General features: G+C 76.1%; 15 protein-coding genes. 10 read left to right on the plus strand and 5 right to left on the minus strand.

Annotated features, from left to right (window positions below; genetic code table 11):
• Positions 1 to 43: 43 nt before the first annotated feature.
• The gene (zapE, locus tag ACOBQU_RS08975; RefSeq protein ID WP_423625600.1) at positions 44 to 1,138 is read left to right on the plus strand and encodes a cell division protein ZapE; all 1,095 of its coding nucleotides are present in this window, start codon (positions 44 to 46) and stop codon (positions 1,136 to 1,138) included.
• A gap of 94 nt (positions 1,139 to 1,232) precedes the next feature.
• Entirely contained in the window at positions 1,233 to 2,642 is a 1,410-nt protein-coding gene (locus ACOBQU_RS08980) for an alkaline phosphatase PhoX (protein WP_423625602.1), read from the plus strand.
• A 20-nt stretch (positions 2,643 to 2,662) separates the two neighbouring features.
• Here ACOBQU_RS08980 and ACOBQU_RS08985 read toward each other — a convergent pair whose 3' ends face one another.
• Positions 2,663 to 3,799, minus strand: a complete 1,137-nt coding sequence (locus ACOBQU_RS08985) for a methyltransferase (RefSeq protein WP_423625604.1) — start codon at positions 3,797 to 3,799, stop codon at positions 2,663 to 2,665.
• 147 nt (positions 3,800 to 3,946) lie between these two features.
• Between ACOBQU_RS08985 and ACOBQU_RS08990 the strand changes: the two genes are divergently transcribed.
• Together ACOBQU_RS08990 and ACOBQU_RS08995 are read left to right on the plus strand one after the other, a co-directional pair.
• On the plus strand, positions 3,947 to 4,789 hold the full coding sequence (locus tag ACOBQU_RS08990; RefSeq protein ID WP_423625605.1) for a polysaccharide deacetylase family protein: 843 nt from the start codon (positions 3,947 to 3,949) through the stop codon (positions 4,787 to 4,789).
• 30 nt (positions 4,790 to 4,819) lie between these two features.
• Positions 4,820 to 5,614, plus strand: a complete 795-nt coding sequence (locus ACOBQU_RS08995) for an aminoacyl-tRNA hydrolase (protein WP_423625607.1) — start codon at positions 4,820 to 4,822, stop codon at positions 5,612 to 5,614.
• Here ACOBQU_RS08995 and ACOBQU_RS09000 read toward each other — a convergent pair.
• Positions 5,600 to 6,991 carry a lipase gene (locus tag ACOBQU_RS09000; protein WP_423625609.1) on the minus strand — a complete coding sequence of 464 codons (1,392 nt, stop codon included), beginning with the start codon at positions 6,989 to 6,991 and terminating at the stop codon, positions 5,600 to 5,602. The two genes, ACOBQU_RS08995 and ACOBQU_RS09000, sit on opposite strands and share 15 nt — an antisense overlap.
• Positions 6,992 to 7,130: 139 nt before the next feature.
• Positions 7,131 to 7,571, minus strand: coding sequence for a DUF5959 family protein (locus tag ACOBQU_RS09005; RefSeq protein ID WP_423625611.1), 441 nt, complete (start codon positions 7,569 to 7,571; stop codon positions 7,131 to 7,133).
• Positions 7,572 to 7,803: 232 nt separating this feature from the next.
• Between ACOBQU_RS09005 and ACOBQU_RS09010 the strand changes: the two genes are divergently transcribed.
• From ACOBQU_RS09010 to ACOBQU_RS09035, 6 genes are all read left to right on the plus strand, one after another.
• Positions 7,804 to 8,589 (plus strand): DUF4142 domain-containing protein, encoded by a 786-nt coding sequence (locus ACOBQU_RS09010; RefSeq protein ID WP_423625613.1) that lies wholly within the window; start codon positions 7,804 to 7,806, stop codon positions 8,587 to 8,589.
• A 132-nt stretch (positions 8,590 to 8,721) separates the two neighbouring features.
• Entirely contained in the window at positions 8,722 to 10,017 is a 1,296-nt protein-coding gene (locus ACOBQU_RS09015; RefSeq protein ID WP_423625615.1) for a DUF692 domain-containing protein, read from the plus strand.
• 156 nt (positions 10,018 to 10,173) lie between these two features.
• Positions 10,174 to 11,241: a TIGR04222 domain-containing membrane protein gene (locus ACOBQU_RS09020; RefSeq protein WP_423625617.1), complete on the plus strand. Its 1,068-nt coding sequence runs from the start codon at positions 10,174 to 10,176 to the stop codon at positions 11,239 to 11,241.
• A gap of 156 nt (positions 11,242 to 11,397) precedes the next feature.
• Positions 11,398 to 12,150: a DUF4142 domain-containing protein gene (locus ACOBQU_RS09025; protein WP_423625619.1), complete on the plus strand. Its 753-nt coding sequence runs from the start codon at positions 11,398 to 11,400 to the stop codon at positions 12,148 to 12,150.
• Positions 12,151 to 12,259: 109 nt separating this feature from the next.
• Complete coding sequence (locus ACOBQU_RS09030) at positions 12,260 to 13,084, plus strand: TIGR04222 domain-containing membrane protein (RefSeq protein ID WP_423625621.1); 825 nt, start codon at positions 12,260 to 12,262, stop codon at positions 13,082 to 13,084.
• 89 nt (positions 13,085 to 13,173) lie between these two features.
• Positions 13,174 to 14,811 carry an alpha/beta hydrolase gene (locus ACOBQU_RS09035; protein WP_423625623.1) on the plus strand — a complete coding sequence of 546 codons (1,638 nt, stop codon included), beginning with the start codon at positions 13,174 to 13,176 and terminating at the stop codon, positions 14,809 to 14,811.
• On the opposite strand, the gene hemQ is transcribed toward ACOBQU_RS09035, so the two are convergent.
• Both hemQ and hemG read right to left on the minus strand, forming a co-directional pair.
• Positions 14,760 to 15,479 carry a hydrogen peroxide-dependent heme synthase gene (gene hemQ, locus ACOBQU_RS09040; protein ID WP_423625625.1) on the minus strand — a complete coding sequence of 240 codons (720 nt, stop codon included), beginning with the start codon at positions 15,477 to 15,479 and terminating at the stop codon, positions 14,760 to 14,762. The two genes, ACOBQU_RS09035 and hemQ, sit on opposite strands and share 52 nt — an antisense overlap.
• Positions 15,480 to 15,483: 4 nt before the next feature.
• Positions 15,484 to 16,941 (minus strand): protoporphyrinogen oxidase, encoded by a 1,458-nt coding sequence (hemG, locus tag ACOBQU_RS09045; protein ID WP_423625627.1) that lies wholly within the window; start codon positions 16,939 to 16,941, stop codon positions 15,484 to 15,486.
• Between the last annotated feature and the right edge of the window lie 56 nt (positions 16,942 to 16,997).

A 16,997-nucleotide genomic window follows, 5' to 3' on the forward strand; every position in this document is an offset into this window, starting at 1 on the left:
CGGCAGTCTCGCACGGAGCGAACGCGGCCTACAGTGGAGAATCGTGTCAGCATCCACCGCTGCCTCCGGGCAGAGCCCCATAGCCGAAGCGGCCCCCGCCTCCCTCGCCGCCCGCGAGCCGCACGTGCCCGCGGAGCGCCTCGTCGCCGAGATGGTGCCGCCGCCGCGCTTCGACGCGGTCCGCTTCGACACGTACATCCCGGACCCCAGCCAGCCCTCCCAGACCGAGGCGGTCAAGGTCCTGAGCGACTTCGCGGGCGGGCTCGGGGGCGCACACGCGAGCGGGGGCGGCAGGCGCAGGTGGTTCGGCCGGGCGAAGCAGACCACGCCCTCCGGCCCCCGCGGCGTCTACCTCGACGGCGGGTACGGCGTCGGCAAGACCCACCTGCTCGCCTCCCTGTGGCACGCGACCCCGGCCGAGCCCGCCCTGAAGGCGTTCGGCACGTTCGTCGAGCTGACCAACCTGGTGGGCGCGCTCGGCTTCCAGCAGACGGTCAGGACGCTCAGCGGGCACCGGCTGCTGTGCATCGACGAGTTCGAGCTGGACGACCCGGGCGACACGGTCCTGGTGTCGACGCTGCTCGGCAAGCTGGTGGAGGCGGGCGTCGCGCTCGCCGCGACCTCGAACACCCTGCCGGGCAAGCTGGGCGAGGGCCGGTTCGCCGCCGCGGACTTCCTCCGCGAGATCCAGGGGCTTTCCGCGCACTTCAAGACGCTGCGCATCGACGGCGAGGACTACCGCCACCGGGGCCTGCCCGAGGCCCCCGCGCCGTACTCGGACGAGCAGGTCACCAAGGCCGCGTACGCGACCGACGGCGCGAGCCTCGACGACTTCCCGCAGCTGCTCGACCACCTGGCCCGGGTGCACCCGAGCCGGTATGGGGCGCTCACCGACGGGATCAGGGCGGTGTGCCTGACGGGCGTCACGCCGGTGCCCGACCAGTCGACGGCCCTGCGGCTCGTGGTGCTCGCCGACCGGCTGTACGACCGCGAGGTGCCGGTGCTCGCCTCCGGCGTCCCCTTCGACCGGCTGTTCGGCGAGGAGATGCTGAACGGCGGCTACCGGAAGAAGTACTTCCGGGCGATTTCGCGGCTGACGGCGCTGGCCCGGGACGCCAAGGGGCTCGTCGACGGCTGAACGGCACGGCACCCGAGGTCTCGTTAACCCGTAGTTCGCGTGGTACACACATGCGGGTCACGTTCCTGTCCGCCAGCAGGAGGTTGCCCCCACCATGACCGACACGACGACCTCAGCCCCGGATCCGTCCGCGCCCCCGTCCGCGTCCAGACGCCAGGTCCTCGCCCGCACGGGCGCCCTGGGGGCGTCCATCGCCTTCAGCGGCGCCCTCGCCGAGCTGTTCGCGGGCACCGCGACGGCCGCCACCCAGGGCACCAGGGGCTACGGCCCGCTCGTGCCCGACCCCGAGGGCCTGCTCGACCTGCCCAAGGGCTTCCGCTACAAGGTCCTGTCCCGCGAGGGCGACCCGCTGCGCTCCGGCGAGGGCCGGGTCCCCTCGAACCACGACGGCATGGCGGCCTTCCCCGGCCGCCGCGGCGGCGTGAACCTCGTACGCAACCACGAGAACCGCGTCACCGCGAAGATCGGCGTCCCGACCGTCGAGGGCCTGACCTACGACCCGGCGGCCAAGGGCGGCTGCACGGCCCTCGCCCTGGACCGGCGCGGCGAGGTGACCGGCGAGCGGGTCGCGATCGCCGGTACGGCCGTCAACTGCGCGGGCGGGCCGACCCCGTGGGGCACCTGGCTGACCTGCGAGGAGACCGAGGACAAGGCGGGCACCAACGGCTACGCCAAGGACCACGGCTTCATCTTCGAGGTGGACCCGGCCGACCCCCGCCGCACCGGCGCGGTGCCGCTCACCGCGATGGGCCGCTTCGCGCACGAGGCGATCGCCGTCGACCCCTGGCGCGGCGTGGTGTACGAGACGGAGGATGCCTTCCAGAAGCCCTTCGGCCTCTTCTACCGCTTCCTTCCGGACCGGCCCGAGGGCGGGCACGGCTCGCTGCGCGCGGGCGGCAGGCTCCAGGCGATGCGCGTGCCGGGCGTGCCCGACCTGTCGTCGATCGACGAGGCGGGCGCCGCGTTCGACGGCGTCGAGTGGGTCGACGTACCCGACCCGCTCGCCCGGCAGACCCCCATCCGCCTCCAGGACTTCGGCCCCCGGGGCATCACCCACGCGCAGAAGCTCGAAGGCTGCTACTGGGGCGGGCGCTGCGTCTACTTCGTGTCCAGCTACGCGCGCAGCAAGGAGGGCTCGGCCGGGGACCACTACGGGCAGGTCTGGCGCTACGACCCGGCGCGGCGCCGCCTCACCCTGGTGATCGTCTTCGGCCCGGACACCGACGTGCGGCTGCCCGGCGAGTCCCCGGACAACATCTGCCTCGCGCCCAGCGGCGGCCTGATGGTGTGCGAGGACGGCGGCGGCGCGCAGCACGTGTACGGCGTGACGCGGCGCGGCCAGGTGTACGCCCTGGCCCGCAACGCCCAGAACGTGGGCACCCCCGAGGAGCCCGAGTGGGGCGAGTTCGCGGGCGTCACGTTCTCGCCGGACCACCGCACGATGTACGTCAACTGCTACGGGCCCGGCACCACGTTCGCGGTGACGGGCCCCTGGCACCACTAGGGCGGCACCCGGCGCCCGGGCTACCCGCCGGGCGCCAGCCGCCACAGCGAGGTGACCTCGGCGGCGCGGGCCGTGTGCAGCGGGTCCGACGGGTCGCTGGCGCGCGGGTGGACCGGCTTGGCGTCGAGCCGGTCCACGACCCGCAGCCCGGCCGCGCCGATCGCGTCGAGCAGCTCCCGCCGGGTGCGCAGCCCCAGGTGCTCGGCCAGGTCGGAGAGGATCAGCCAGCCCTCGCCGCCGGGCTCCAGGTGACCGGCGAGGCCGGTGAGGAACGCGCGGAGCATGGCGCCGCCCGGGTCGTACACGCCCTGCTCCACGGCGGAGGTCGGGCGGCCCGGCAGCCAGGGCGGGTTGCACACGACCAGCGCGGCCCGGCCCCGCGGGTACAGGTCGCCGCTGTCCACGACCTCCACCCGGTCCGTGAGGCCGAGCCGTGCGACGTTGTCCCGGGCGCAGGCGAGCGCGCGCGGGCTGCTGTCGGTGGCGACGACCCGGTCGGCGCCCCGGCGGGCGAGGACCGCGGCCAGGACGCCGGTGCCGGTGCCCAGGTCGAAGGCGACGCCCTCGGCGGCGGGCAGCGGAGCCTGGGCCACCAGGTCCACGTACTCGCCCCTGACCGGTGAGAACACCCCGTAGTGGGGGTGGATGCGGTCGCCGCCGAGCGCGTCGATCGGCACGCCCTTGCGGCGCCACTCATGGGCGCCGATCACGCCGAGGAGTTCGCGCAGCGAGACGGCGGTGCGGGCGCCCGTGGGCGGGCCGTACGCCGCCGTGCACGCCGCGCGCACGTCGGGCGCCCTGCGCAGGGCCAGCGCGTGGTCGCCCTCCAGGACGACCAGGAGCATGCCGAGGATGCGGGCCCGGTGGCCGCGGGCCTGGCGGTGGCGGTGGAACGTCTCGGCCGGGGTGGTGCCCGGCTTCGGCTTCAGCCGGTCCAGGCGGCGGCCGAGCGCCTTCAGGAGCTGGCGCGCGCCCTGGTAGTCGCCGTGCCACACCAGGGCCGTGCCCTCGCAGGCCAGGCGGTAGGCCGTGTCGGCCCTCATGCGGTCGTCGGCCGGAGCCGTGCGGCCGGGGGCCGGGGCGCCGCTCTCGGAGTGCCAGCGCGCGTGCGTCGCCGTCCCTGCGGGGTCGGTCCAGTGGAGGTCGGGGGCGGACATCCGCTGATTCTCCCATCCTTCGCTGGCGGGGCGCCTTTTTCTGGCGGGGCGCCTTGGGCAGGGGGGTTGGCGCTGCGCGCCTCGTCCTCAAACGCCGGACGGGCCGAAGTTCCGGTTTCTGCCTGTTTGTACGGTTACTGTCCCTTTATGGTGATCTTCGTACGGCATCGGGCGTGGCTGTCTCTTGGACTGCTCGCCGCTCTTGCCACCGGCTGCGGTGGCGGCACCCCGCGCCCTGCTCCTCCGTCCCCGTCCCCCAAGGTCGTGCCCAGCCTCGCCCCTGGGCCGCAGGGGCTGGCCCCCGTCTTCGAGCACGCCCCCCGGCGGGGGGCGCCCACCGTGGCGTTGACGTTCGACGCCGACATGACCGCCGGGCAGGGGGCGCGGGCCGCCGCCGGTGAGCGATTCGACCATCCGGCGCTGGTCGCGACGCTGCGGCGGCTGGGGGTTCCGGCGACGTTCTTCATGACGGGGCGGTGGGCCGAGGAGTATCCGGCGCAGGCGCGGGCCATCGGGCGCGACCCGCTGTTCGAGGTGGCCAACCACTCGTACAGCCACTACGCGTTCACACGGGACTGCTACGGGCTGCCCGCCGTCCCGGCGCACCGGATGCGGGCCGACGTGGAGCGGGCGTTCGCCGCCTTCCGCGCGGCGGGCGTCAGGCGCGTGGTGCCGTACTTCCGCTTTCCCGGCGGCTGCTACGACAAGCGGGCCCTGCGGGCGATCGCGCCGAGCGGGGTGACGGCGGTGCAGTGGGACGTGGTGAGCGGAGACGCGTTCGCGACGGACGCGGACGCGGTGGCCCGGCAGGTCCTGGACGGGGTGCGGCCGGGGTCGGTGGTGGTGCTGCACTGCACGCGCAGCGCGGCGCCGGTGACGGAGCGCGCCGTGCGGGCGATCGTGCCGAAGCTGCGGGAGCGGGGCTTCCGGTTCGTCCGGGTCTCGGAGCAGATCGGCGCCGCCCACGGGCGGGCCGGGGCACGGGGCTAGCGGCGCGGGGCGCTTTGGCAGACTGGTCGGGTGACCAGCGACGAACCCGCTTCCCAGGACCGGGCGCCCCAGAGCGAGGCGCCCCAGAGCCAGGCGCCCCAGGCCCCGTCGGCGTACCGGCCCGCGCCCGACAGCCCCTTCCGTGCCGAGCGCACCGCGCGCGACGAGGCCCCGCAGTTCGTCCTGCCCCTGGTGGCGCGCATCGAGCGGGCCGCTCCCCCGGCGCGCACCGACGCCCTTCAGACGGCGGCGCGGGCGGTCCTGACCATCCTGAGCGACGCGCGGTCGCAGGGCGAGGGCGAGTGGGCGCGGGCGATGCGGGACTGGCAGGACGCCCGGATCCGCAAGGTGGTGCGCCGGGCGCGCGGCGCGGAGTGGCGGCGCGCGGAGGCGCTGCCCGGCATCACGGTGACCGGCAAGTCGGCGGAGGTGCGGGTCTATCCGCCGGTGCCGCTGGACGGCTGGCCGAAGGACCTGGCCCGCCTCCAGGTGTCGGGCACCGACCTGGACGACCCCGAGCCGCCGCTCGACCCGGACGGCACGGCCCCCGTGCTGTGGCTGAGCCCCGACGTGGAGATGTCGGCGGGCAAGGCGATGGCGCAGGCGGGCCACGGCGCCCAACTGGCCTGGTGGGACCTGACGGACGCGGAGCGCGCGGCGTGGCGGGACGCCGGGTTCCCGCTGGCGGTGCGCACGGCGGAGCCGGGCCGGTGGCGGGAGCTGGTGGCGAGCGGCCTGCCGGTCGTGCGCGACGCCGGGTACACGGAGATCGCCCCCGGCTCCTGCACGGTCGTGGCGGACCACCCGGCGCTACGCGCCCGCTGACCGGCCGTCACCGCCCCGGCGGTCCAGCTCCGCGAACCAGCGCACGATCTCCGGTGTCGCCGCCGCGTTGGACCCCAGGTGCCGTGAGCCCTCGTAGTCGACGGGGCCGAGGTCGACGACGGGCGCGTGCACGCCGTCGCGGCGCAGCGCGTCGTGGCAGACGGTGGTGTTGGCGGTGGTCGCCTGCTCGTCGCCCGCGGCCATATAGAGCCGGACCGGGGCGCGGGGGGCCCAGTCGCGGCACACGGCGTCGGTGGTGCGCAGGGCGGCGGCGAACGGGCCGGTCGGCCGCGCGAGCAGCGCCCGGCCGCGCTCGGTCAGCAGCACGTCGAGCGTGTCGGGGGTGCCCCGCAGCACCTCCCGGCCGGTGTGCGTGCCGTCGAAGAGCCCTTCCACGGTGCGGTCGTACGGGGCGCGGAAGACGTCGGCCGGGTCTTCGTAGACGTCGTGCAGCCGGTTGAACGCCACTAGCGTGTACGCCGCGTACAGCACCCCGGACTTGGTGTCCAGCTCTCCCGCGAGCAGCGCCCGCAGCTCGGTGCCGCCGAAGTCGTACGCGCCGCTGATCGGGGCCAGCGCGCCGAGCCGGAACCAGCGGTCCGCGCCCGCCTGGAGGGCCCTGCCGAGGCCCAGGGCGGCGGAGGCACCCTGGGAGAACCCGGTGACCTGGACGGCGCGCCGCAGGGCGTGCCCGGTGCGCGGCGCGAAGGCGCGGGCGGCGCGCAGCATGTCCAGGGACGCCGTGGTCTCCGAGCCGATGTCCATCCAGGGGTGGAGGCCGGGGCCCTCGCCCATGCCCAGGTAGTCGGGCGCGACGGCCGCGGCGCCCGCCGACGCGTGCGCGATGACCGGAGCGGAGACGAAGTCGCCGCGCTCCATGGACGGGGCGTCGTCCTTGTGCACGCCGGTGCCGTGCGCGAACGACACCGTGCGCAGCCGCCGCTCGCCGTCCAGGGGCAGCGCGAGCAGGCCGCTCGCGGTGGTGGGCCGCCCCCGCGGGTCGACGGTCCGGTAGACCAGCCGGTAGGCGGTCACGCCGTGCCGGACGGTGTCGGCGCCGAATCCGGCGCGCCGCAGCTCGGCCGTCACCGCCTCCGGGGAGGCGAGGGCGTACAGCTTCTCGGCGGACACCAGCGTGCCGCGGCCGTGGGCCGCCGGTGCGGTCCGGGCGGGCGCGGTCGGTTCGGCCGCTGCCGCTGCGGGGGCCGAACCGACCGCGCCCGCGCCCGCTCCCGCGAGCAGCAGGCCGCAGCAGAGCAGGGAGACGGCGGCGCGGCGCGCGGCACGCGGTGTCGGGGCCGGACGGTACTGGCGGGCTGGGCGGGCCGGGCGGGTGGCTGTCGGCGAACTGGGCGGTGCCGGGCGCGGTGCGGCCACGGGTTCCTCCAACGTCGGGGCGGACAGGGCCCGTTCAGCCTCGCCCGTGGCGGCGGCCCGGCGCACTGGGGTGATCCCCCGGGTGCGCCGGGTGCCTACCGCCACCTCGGCCCCTGGAGGGGCCCGGGGGCCGCCGCGCTCAGCCCCGCAGCGCCCCGTCCAGCGGCCAGGTCCGCAGGGTCTCGTCCAGGCGGTCGTACGCCTCGTCGAACCACTCGTCGGTGAGCGTGACCGTCGCCGTGACCTCCGTGAGGGACATGGCGTGGTCGGTGACCGTGACGTGGGCGCGCTCGCCGTCCGGGTCCAGCTCTATGTACAGCTCGGCGCCGCTGCCGTCCTCGCGCCAGCCCGCGTCCTGGCCGCCGTCCAGCGTGTCGAGGGTCTCCCGCCAGCCGTCGAGGTCGCCGGGGTCGATCCACGTCGGGAGCGTGCCGCGCACGAAGGCGGTGTCGACGACGACCTCGCCCGTCAGCGTGGCCGACCCCGCGGCCGACCTGCCCGTGACCCGGATGACCACGCTGTTGCCCTCGCCCTCCAGGCGGATCAGGTCGACCGGCTCCGCGGGCGTCGTCTTCGTCATGGTCGCTCAGCTCCCCGTACTCGTTGTACTCGTACGTCCGTTGAGCGCACGGGAGGTGATCCCGTCCGCCCTGCGGACACTAGCCCACGCCACTGACAACGCCGCGGGCAGCGCCACCCCACCACGTGACCCCCGTCACACCCGCCCGGGGCCCTGAACGCGCGCCGCGCGCCTGCCGTACCTTCCCGTGTCACCACGGGGCACCTATGGGCACAGACGAGCGGGAGGCACGGTGCGGCGCATCACGCCCGTCCGGGGCGTCAACGGCACGGTCCTGATCATCGCGGCGCTCGTCGCCACCGTCGGGGCGCTCGCCTTCCCCGTCTGGTCCTACGCGGACCGCTCCGGCACCGGCCAGGCCAACCTCGACGCCGGTACGGTCGCCACGCGGTGGGGGCCGCTGTCCGCCACCGACCGGGACTTCCTGGTGAAGGTGCGGCTCGCGGGCCTGTGGGAGATACCAGCGGGGCAGCAGGCCGTGGAGCGGGCGCCCACCAAGGCGGTCAAGGACGCGGGCGACCACCTGATCGTCGGCCACACCGACCTCGACCGGCGGGTGCGGGGCGTCGCCGCCCAGCTCGGCGTGGAGCTGCCGAACCAGCCCACCGAGCAGCAGCAGGGCTGGCTGCGGGAGCTGACCGCGGCGCGCGGCCTCACCTACCAGCGCACCTTCGCCAACCGGCTGCGGGTCGCGCACGGCAAGGTGTTCGCGCTGATCGCGCAGGTGCGGGACGGCACCCGCAACTCCCTGGTGCGGCAGCTCGCGACGGACGCCAACCAGACCGTCCTCGACCACATCACCATGCTGGAGGGCACCGGCCTCGTCGACTTCGACGCCATCGCCAACGGCAACGCGTCGACCGCCACGGCCAGCCCCACCGGCCCCCCGCCGCCCGACGGCGAGACGCCCCCTGAGCCCGACCCCGCGGGCCCCACCGGCGACACCTCCGGCACGTCACGGCCCTCCCCCGGCCCGCCCGGCAGCGTCAGCACCGACCGTCCGGAACCTCAAATGTAGCTCTGAAGGGGCTGATCGGAAGGTTCGGGCGTGCCTGCCGCGGTCATGACTCCCGCGTCGAAGGAGGATGCGAAGGCGCGTCAGGAGCGAACAGCACAGCGAACACCGGGAGACCGGGAAACGGGGGAAGCAATGGTGCGGCTCGGTACGGGGATCGGCTGGCGGCCGGAGATCGCGGACGCCGTGGAGCGCATGCCCGGCGTCGACTGGGTCGAGGTCGTCGCCGAGAACGTCTGCCCGGGGCACCTGCCCGCGTCGCTGCTGCGCCTGCGGGAGCGCGGCGTCACCGTCGTGCCGCACGGCGTGTCGCTGGGCCTCGGCGGCGCCGACCGCCCCGACGGGGCCCGCCTCGCCGCGCTGGCGGAGCGCGCCCAGGCGCTCGGGGCGCCGCTGGTCACCGAGCACATCGCGTTCGTGCGCGCCGGGGGCCCGCTGACCGCGTCCGACCCCCTTGAGGCGGGCCACCTGCTGCCGGTGCCGCGCACCCGCGACGCGCTCGACGTGCTGTGCGAGAACGTCCGCGCCGCCCAGGACGCCCTGCCCGTGCCGCTCGCCGTGGAGAACATCGCCGCCCTGATCTCCTGGCCCGACGACGAGCTGACGGAGGGCCAGTTCCTGTACGAGCTGGTGGAGCGCACCGGCGTACGGCTGCTCATCGACGTCGCCAACCTGCACACCAACCACGTCAACCGCGGCGAGGACCCGGCGAAGGCGCTCGCCGAGCTGCCGGTGGAGGCCATCGCGTACGTCCACGTGGCGGGCGGCTTCGAGCGGGACGGCGTCTGGCACGACAGCCACGCCCACCCGGTGCCGCGGGCGGTGCTCGACGTGCTCGCCGACCTCGCCGCGCGCACCAGCCCGCCCGGCGTGCTCCTGGAGCGGGACGAGAACTTCCCCGAGCCCGCCGAGCTGGAGCGGGAACTCGCCGCGATCCGCGCCACCGTGGCGGACGGCGGCGGCGCCGCGCCCGCCGCCGCGCCGCCCGCGCCCGCCGCGGTGGTGCCCGCGTCGCCCGCGGCCCGGCAGCGCGTGGCGCTCGCCGAGGCCGCGCTGCTGTCGGCGCTGGTCGCGGGCACGCCCGCGCCGGAGGGCTTCGACCGGGCGCGCCTCGCGGTGCAGGGCCGGGCGCTCACCGGCAAGCGGGCCGACGTCGTCGCGAAGGTGGCGCCCGAGCTGCCGGAGATCCTCGGCGACGGCTACCGGCGCGCGTTCTTCGCGTACGCCACGGGCCGCCCCCTGACCGGCGGCTACCGGCGGGACGCGCTGGACTTCGCCGAGCACCTGCTGCTCGCCGGGCTGCCCGAGGACGCGGACGCCCGAGGACGCCTCACCCACTGGTGGCTGGAGCGCTCCGGGCCCCGCCCGCTGGAGGGGCGGCCGGTGGCGCGCTGGCTGCGCGCGGCGCGGCTCGCCCTGCGGCGCGGCTGAGGGCCCGCGCCCCTCCGGGCACGGCTCGACCGCGGCGCACCGCACGGAGTCCGCTCAGCGGAACGGCCAGAACCGGTGCGCCGGACCGGGGCGTCCTACCCCGTCACAGCCCTGAGACACAGCTGACCGCGCACATCACACGGGGGAGATGTACGCATGCGACCCATCCACGCCTCTGACCACCCGGGCCACGTCATCCAGACCGCCCTGTCGGACGCGGCCGCCGAAGCCGCCCTGACCCTCTACGCCGTGGCCGTCGCCGCCGCGCTGGCCGTCCTCGCCGTCACGGTCTGCGCGGCCCGGCGCTTCACCGGCGTCCGCTCGGCGCCCGCGGCCACGTCCGTGCACGACCCGTACGAGGCGGCGTTCCTCGGCGGCGGCCCCGGCCGGGCGGTCGACGCCGCGCTCACCGCGCTGCACGAGGACGGGCGCCTGGCGGTCGCGGACCCCGGTGTCGTCGGGGTCCGCCCGGGCGCCGTGGCCCGGCACCCGGTCGAGGGCGCGGTGCTCGCCGCCTACGCGGGCGCGCCCAGCGGTGCCCTGCACTGGCTGCGGGCGGCCGCGATGCGCGCGCCCGCCGTGCAGGCGCTCGGGGACGGGCTCGCCGCCCGCGGCCTGCTGGTGCCGCCCGCCCCGCTGGGCGTCTGGCGGCGCCGGGTGTTCGCGTACATGCTGGTGTGCCTGGCGGGGCTGCCGCTCGCCGGGGTGCTGTGGGCGACGTCCGACGCGGAGGCTCCCGTCGACCCGTTCCTGGTCGCCCTGGTGATGGTGCCCGGCGTCTGGGCCGGGATCCTGTGCTCCCGCGTCGCCGCGGACCGGACGACGCGCTCGGGCCGCCTCGCCCTGCGGCTCTACCGCCGCCGCACCCGCGACGAGTCGAGCGCCCCGCGCGAGGTCGCCGTGCGCGGCCTGCGCGGCGTCCGGGACACCGCGCTGCGCCAGCGGCTCGCGCAGGCGCGCCGCGACCGCGTCGGCGGCCCGCCGACGGTGTCCGCCACGGCGCCGCCGACGCACCACACGTACGACGCCGACTGGTCCGGCGAGGCCACCGTGTGGTGCGCGGGCGGCGAGGGCTGCGGCGGATCGAGCTGCGGGGCGGCGCACCGGGACGGCGAGGGCGGCCGGAGCGGCTGCGGAAGCGGTGGCTCCGGGTGCGGTGGGGGCGGCGGCTGCGGATCGAGCTGCGGGGGCGGCTGCGGCGGGGGCGGGGGCGGCGGGGACTGAGCCCCGGGCGGCGCTCGGCGGGCGCTCCCGCATCCCACGGGAGCGCACGACCGCCCCGAGCACCGGGCGCCGTACGGACGTTGGCGTACTCCACGCGGTATCGCCGCACCGCCCCACGGGCGGCCGTTAACGTGCGGTGGCGCTACAGGAGGCGTCATGCGAACCCGATTCGTCACCGGCGGCGGTCTGGTCCTGACCGGACTCGTCGCCACCCTGGCCGCGCTGGTCTTCCCGGTGTGGTCCTACGAGGACCGGTCCGGCACCGCCCTCGACACCCTGAACGCGCAGACCGTGCCGACCGCGTACGGGCCGCTGTCCGCGCTCGACCGGGAGTTCCTCACCAAGGTGCGGCTCGCGGGCCTGTGGGAGCTGCCCGCGGGCCAGCAGGCCCAGGAGCGCGGCACGACCGGCGCCGTGCACACCGCGGGGCGGCACCTCGTGGAGGGCCACGCGTTCCTCGACGCCCGCGTGCGCGAGGTCGCCGCCGCGCTGCGGCTCGAACTGCCCAGCCAGCCCACCGCCCAGCAGCGCGGCTGGCTCGACGAGTTGAGCGCCGCGCACGGCACGGCGTACGACGAGCGGTTCGCGAACGTCCTGCGGCGCGCGCACGGCGCGGTGTTCTCCGTGGTCGCCCAGGTCCGCGCCACCACCCGCAACGCGCTGGTGCGGGCGCTCGCCGACGACGCGAACAGCACGGTCCTCGACCACATCAAGGTCCTGGAGGCCACCGGCCTGGTCGACTTCGACCGGCTCGCCCGCGAGGCCGCCGGGGCCGCGCCGGGGCCCGTGACCCGCTCCCCCGCGCCGCCGGGCCCCGTGGACGGCCCGCCGCCGACGGCCGCGCCCGCGACGCCGGGCCCGACGTTCACGCTGCCGCCCGCCGTCTCCCGTCCCAGGCCGGGCCCCTGAGCGCGGCCCGCCAGGGCTCCCGGCCCCACCGCGTCCCACCCTCCGAGAAGCCGTCCGCATCGTGAAATCCCCGTAGCGCGGTCACAGGGCCTTCACATAGAACACGGGCATGCTCTGGGTTCCGCTGCTGGTCCTCGCCTGTGCCCTCGCCGCGCTGTCCTGCGGGCGGCTGTGCCTGGCCGCCGTGCGCGCCGCGGCGAGCGAGGTGCGCGGCGCCCCTCAGGAGCGCCAGCTCACCCTGTACGAGGCGGCGTTCCTGTCGGGCGGGCCCGCACGCGTGGCCGACGTGACCCTGGTGTCCCTCGCCCGGCGGCGGCGCCTGCTGCTCGCGCACACCGGGTGGGCCACCGTGGTCGCCGCCCCCGAGGAGCCCGACGAGATGGAGCGGTCGGTGCTCGGCGCGATCGGGCCCGACGGGCAGTCGCGGATAGCGCCGGTGCGCCGGGCCGCCGCCGCGGCCGACGCCGTGCGGGCGCTCGCCGACCGGCTCGTCGCCGCGGGGCTCGCCGTGCCGGACGGCGCCTGGTCGGGCATCCAGGGCGCGGCGCGGCAGGTGCGGGCGGCGGCGGTGGCGGTGGCCGGGCTCGGGCTGTGCGCGACGCTGCTGCCGGGGACGGGGACGGGGCGGGAGGGGGCGCTGCCGGTCGCGGTGTGGTTCGCGCTGCCGCTGTTCCTGACCCTGAGCTGTCTGGCCATCGCCCGCTTCGAGGTGCCCACCACCCGCTGGGCGTCGCCCGCCGGGCAGCGGCTCCTGGGCGCCCTGCCCTCCCGCGACGACCTGACCTCGCTGGCCGTGCGCGGAGTGCGCGCCCTGAACGACCCGGCGCTGCGCGCGGCGCTCTCGCACCGCGACCCGAACCTCGACGGCTACCGCGAGACGGGCCACGGAACGGGCCCCGGGACAGGCCGCGGGACGGGCCAACGGGGTCATTGAGCCGACACCGGCGGGCCGGTGCTTTACTTCGCCCACCGTCGAACGAATTATCCCTTTCGTCATGCCCGCGAAAGGGGACTTGAAGAGCGATGAGAGCAGCCGCCCTGTACGGAACCGCCGGATCCCTCGTCCTGACCGCCCTCGTCGCCGCTCCCTCGGGCAGCGCCGCCGCCCACCCCGTCGACCCCGAGGCCCGGGGCGTGGCCGTGGCCGTCCAGCGCGCCGAGGCCGCGGGCATCCGCTTCGGGGCCTGCCCGAAGGCGGAGGGCCTGCCGCCGGTCGTCCGCTGCGGCACGGTCACGGTGCCGCTGGACTACGCGCACCCGGACGGCAGGCAGATCAAGCTGACCGTCAGCCGCGGCGAGGCCACCGGGCAGGTGCGCGGCAAGCGGGTCGCGCGGCAGGGGGCGCTCGTCTTCAACCCGGGCGGCCCCGGCGCGTCCGGCATGTACTTCCCGCTGGTGCGCGTGCTCCCCGAGTGGCGGCGCCTGGCGGCGGCGTACGACCTCGTCGGCTACGCGCCGCGCGGCGTGGCCCGCTCGGCGCCGCTGACCTGCCAAGACCCGAAGCAGTTCGCCAAGGCGCCCTCGCAGTCGCCCACGTACCCCGACGAGACGTACAAGAAGGAGCGGATCGCGCGGGCGAAGGCGTACGCGCTGGGGTGCGCGCGCAACGGCGGCGAGGCGCTGCGGCACTACACGTCGCTGAACAACGCCCGCGACCTGGACGTGCTGCGGGCCGCCCTCGGCGAGCGGAAGCTGACGTACCTGGGCGCCTCGTACGGCACGTACTTCGGCGCGGTGTACGCGACGCTGTTCCCCACGCACGTGCGCCGCATGGTGTTCGACTCGGCCGTCGACCCGGACCCGGAGCGGATCTGGTACGCCAACAACCTCGACCAGTCCGCGGCCTTCGAGGACCGCTGGGCGGACTTCCGCGCGTGGGTGGCCCGGCACGACAGGACGTACCGCCTGGGGTCCACGGCCGAGGAGGTGCGCCTGTCCTACGAGCGGGTGCGCGCGGAGTTGACCCACAGGCCCGCGGGCGGCAAGGTCGGCTCGGCGCAGCTGCACGCGGCGTTCCTGAAGGCCGGGTACTACGACGACTACTGGCCGCTGCGGGCCCTGGCCCTGTCGCAGTACCTGAAGGGCAACCCGAAGCCGCTGATCGAGCAGGCCGCGCCGGATCCGGCCGCGGCGGCCGAGGAGGAGAACGGCACGGCCGTGTACACGGCGGTGCTGTGCAACGACGCGCCCTGGCCGACGGACTTCCGGGTGTGGGACGAGGACAACACGCGGCTCGCCCGCCACGCCCCGTTCGAGACGTGGGACAACGCGTGGATGAACCTGCCGTGCGCCTACTGGCCCGCGCCGCGCCAGCGGCCCGTCGACGTGGGCGCCTCCGCGGACGTACTGCCGCCGACGCTGATCCTGGCCGCCGAGCGGGACGCGGCGACGCCCTACAAGGGCGCCCTGAAGCTGCGCGACCGGCTCGGCGGCTCGGTCCTGGTGACCGAGAGGGGCGCGGGCACGCACGGCGTCGCGGGCGGGCCCAACCGCTGCGTCAACGGCCATCTGGAGGCGTACCTCCTCAAGGGCCGCCTGCCGGTGCGGGGCGCTGAGTGCGCCCCGCACCCGGAGCCCGAGCCGCTGGCGGCCGGGCGGGCGGCGAAGCCCTACGCCAAGCCGTCCACCAGCTCGCTGACGGACTTGCGGCGGCCGGTGTAGAACGGCACCTCCTCGCGGACGTGCAGGCGGGCCTCGGAGCCGCGCAGGTGGCGCATGAGGTCGACGATGCGGTACAGCTCGTCGGCCTCGAAGGCCAGGATCCACTCGTAGTCGCCGAGGGAGAACGAGGCGACCGTGTTGGCGCGCACGTCCGGGTAGCCGCGGGCCATCTTGCCGTGGTCGGCGAGCATGCGGCGGCGGTCCTCGTCGGGCAGCAGGTACCAGTCGTAGGAGCGCACGAACGGGTAGACGCTCACGTAGTTCCGGGGCGTCTCGTCGGCGAGGAACGCCGGGATGTGGGACTTGTTGAACTCGGCGGGGCGGTGCAGCGCCATGTTCGACCAGACCGGCTCCAGGGCGCGGCCGAGCCTGGTGCGGCGGAAGAGGTTGTACGCCTCCTGGAGCTGGTCGGCGGTCTCCGCGTGCCACCAGATCATAAAGTCGGCGTCGGCGCGCAGGCCGGAGACGTCGTACGTGCCGCGGACGGTCACGTCCTGGGCGGCCAGCTTGTCGAACAGCTCCTGGACCTCGTCCGCGTACCCGGCGCGGTTCTCGGGCAGGACGTCGCGCAGCTTGAAGACGGACCACAGCGTGTAGCGGATGACCTCGTTGAGGTCCTTGGCCTTCTTGCCTGCGTTGGGGATCTTGGCGGGGGCGTCGTCACTCATGTCGCTATTCTCCCGCGCCGCCGTGGAGGCTCGGCACCGGGTTCCGGGTGAGCCGCCGCACAGCGGTCAGGTCGCCGGTGACCTGGTCGGCGGCGGCGTACGCGCTGGCGACGCAGGCGGGGATGCCGACGCCGTCGTACGCCGCTCCGCACACGGCGAGGCCGGGCAGGCGCCCCGCCTGCTCGCGGATCCGGGCGACGCGCGCGTGGTGGCCGACGGGGTACTGGGGCAGGCCCTCGTGCCAGCGGGTGACGCGGGTGGCGACGGGCCGCGCGGTGAGGCCGACCGCGGCGCGCAGGTCGGCGCGGGAGACGTCGATCAGCTCGGCGTCGTCGCGCTCCAGGTCCTTCTCCTCGCCGTGGCGGCCCACCGAGGTGCGCAGGATCAGCAGGTCCGGGTTCTCGTCGGCGATCCAGGCCCATTTCTGGGAGGCGAAGGTGGACGCCTTGATGGTGTGCCCGTCCACGGGCGGCACCAGGAAGCCGCTGCCGTCCGGCAGGTCGACGTCGGCGCGGCGGTAGGCGAGGGTCATCAGGGCCATGGAGGCGTACTCGACGGCGCGCAGCTCGGCGGCGGCGCCGGGTGCCTCGGCGGCGAGCAGGCGGGCGGCGTAGGGGGCGGGCACGGCGAGGATCACGGCGTCGGCGGCGAGGGCGCGGCCGCCCGCGGTGACCTCCCAGCCCTCGGCCGTGCGGCGCACGCCGGTGACGGGGGTGCCGAGCAGGATCGCGCCGCCGCGCGCCCGGACCGACTCGGCGACGGCCAGCGGCAGGCGGCCCACGCCGCCCGCGACGCCCATGAACACCGGCCCGGTCTGCTGCCGCTCGGCGGCCCGGCGCTGGAGGTCGCGGACGCCGTCGAGCAGCGAGGTGTGGGTGCGCGCGGCCTCGTACAGCTGGGGGACGGCCATGCGCAGCGACAGGCGGTAGGCGTCGCCCGCGTACACGCCGCCGAGCAGCGGCTCGACGAGCCGGTCGACGACCTCGCGGCCGAGCCGGTCGGCGACGTACCGGCCCACGGCGATGTCGTCGCCGACCTCGGCGGGCGGCAGGTCGCGCTCGCGCTCGATGCGGCGCAGGCCCTCCTCGGAGAGGACCCCGGCGAGCGCGGACGCGTCGGCGGGCACGCCCATCACGTGGCCCTTCGGCATGGGCCGCAGGGCGCCGCGCGTCCAGATCGCGGCGCTCGCCGTCGCGGGCGCCTGGAGCGCGTCGCCGAGGCCGACCTCCCGGGCGAGGCCCACGGCCTCCGGGCGGCGCGCCAGCATCGACTCGGCGCCCAGGTCGACCCGGGCGCCCTCGATCTCGCCGGGCAGCAGCTTGCCGCCGACCCGGTCGGACGCCTCGACGACGGTGACGCGGGCGCCCGCCGCGAGCAGCCGGTGCGCGGCGGCGAGACCGGCGATACCGCCGCCCACGACCACGACATGACCTGGGTACGTTGCTGAGTCCGCTGCGCACATGTCCCCACTGTCTCAGAACGTCCCGAAGGCCCCGGCCCGGCCCCCGCGCCGAACGT

The organism is Streptomyces sp. G45, from assembly GCF_049542095.1.
In the GTDB taxonomy this organism is placed as follows: domain Bacteria; phylum Actinomycetota; class Actinomycetes; order Streptomycetales; family Streptomycetaceae; genus Streptomyces.